General features: G+C 46.7%; 1 protein-coding gene. It reads right to left on the bottom strand.

The genetic code is table 11. The features are described 5' to 3' along the window. Window positions 1-1,157: transposase (locus BLR15_RS13785; protein WP_092988379.1), on the bottom strand; the 1,157-nt coding region annotated here is incomplete at its 3' end. Window positions 1,158-1,243 lie beyond the last annotated feature (86 nt).

Genomic DNA, 1,243 nt, shown 5'->3' on the forward strand with positions numbered 1-1,243 from the left:
GGGGCTGGGACAAAAAGGCTCCTGAAAACTAAGAAAAATGGCGATTCATCGATTAATTGAGATGAATCGCCATTTTTTATGTGATTTTTCAGATGTGACAGCTTCATTCCGTTTAACTTCCTTAGATTCAGGGCCAATAATGCCAGCCCGGTTTCCAATTTGACTTTGCGTGCGCCCCGCACCGAGAATCGGCGGAACGACAAATTCGCCTTCAAGTTGCCGAAAACCGTTTCGACATCGACCTTTCGTTGTCGGTAGATGCTTCGGTTCTCTTTCACTGAAAGCTGGCGTTGAACCTGGGCTTTGAAATATTCCAGGTTCATATTCTTTTGAATGCGCTTATTGATTTGTTTGTCACTCTTGATGCACATGTCATACAGCGGGCATCCGCTACAATCGACAGATTCATACATTTTGAATGCGCGTGTATAACCATATTTATCCGTTCGATTTGTATATCGTTTAAACCGGATCTCGCGGCCGTCCGGGCAAATGTAGCGGTCGTTCTTTGCATCATAGTGCCAGTTGGCCGGATGCATTTCATCATTTTTATGTTTTTTCTGTTGTTCTTTATAGTATGTGTTGTAAGGGATGAGCGCAGTGCGTTCATAGTCATCCATGATCATTTCGTAATTGAACTCACTGCCATACCCGGAATCTCCGACAATCTTTTCGGGCAAGTGCTCAAAGGTATCGAGCATCGTATGCAGGAATGGTGCCAAAGTGCGGGTGTCGGTCGGATTCGGATAGAGATCGTATCCCAGCACGAATTGATTGTTGGTCGCAATCTGCAGATTATAACCGGCTTTCAACTGACCATTCTTCATATGATCCTCTTTCATCCGCATGAACGTGGCATCCGTGTCGGTTTTCGAGTAGCTGTTCCGGTCGCCCAGTGTCTCCAGTTGTGCGTTGTATTTTAACTCACGGTCACGCAAGTCGGCACATTTTTTCTTGGTTTTTCGAATGATCGACCGTTCCGATCGGATGGTTTTTCGCTCTGCGACATCTTCCGTCGCATCGATGGTGTCTGTCATTTCATCCTCGATGGATGTCAATGCCTGGTGCATCGTGTGTAAATCCTCAGCGGTCACCGGTGATTCGGATTCTTCCAGCAGTGCCGGAATGATCTGCTTTTCATACATCGTTTCGTACATCGCTTTCGATTGCGCCCGGAGTCGCGCTTGACTCTTTTCGACCCGTTTCCGGAAGACGAACGTGTACTTGTTCGCATTGGCTTCCA

Source organism: Lacicoccus qingdaonensis (assembly GCF_900101075.1).
GTDB lineage: Bacteria > Bacillota > Bacilli > Staphylococcales > Salinicoccaceae > Lacicoccus > Lacicoccus qingdaonensis.